Origin of the sequence: Planktothricoides sp. SR001 (genome assembly GCF_001276715.1) — a bacterium.
GTDB classification, from domain to species: Bacteria; Cyanobacteriota; Cyanobacteriia; order Cyanobacteriales; family Laspinemataceae; genus Planktothricoides; species Planktothricoides raciborskii.
Map to the genome: position 1 here is coordinate 91,738 of NZ_LIUQ01000012.1, position 383 is coordinate 92,120.

Sequence of the window (383 nt, forward strand, 5' to 3'; positions counted from 1 at the left end):
TGTATTTAAGAGCGATCGCTATAGTAGAAAAATCCTTACCACCAGACCATCCCGATCTAGCAAGTTCCCTCAGCAATTTAGCGGCACTGTACGAGTCTCAGGGAAGGTATGAAGAGGCGGAACCGTTGTATAAAAGAGCGATCGCCATTGATGAAAAATCCTTACCACCAGACCATCCCTCTCTAGCAACAGACCTCAACAATTTAGCGGGTCTGTACGATTCTCAGGGAAGGTATGAGGAGGCGGAACCGTTGTATAAAAGAGCGATCGCCATTGATGAAAAATCCTTACCACCAGACCATCCCTCTCTAGCAACTCACCTCAACAATTTAGCGGAACTGTACAGGTCTCAGGGAAGGTATGAGGAGGCGGAACCGTTGTAT

General features: G+C 47.3%; 1 protein-coding gene. It reads left to right on the forward strand.

Features of this window, described 5'->3' with window-relative positions:
• Positions 1-383: tetratricopeptide repeat protein (locus AM228_RS35060; RefSeq protein WP_231636725.1), on the forward strand; the 383-nt coding region annotated here is incomplete at both ends.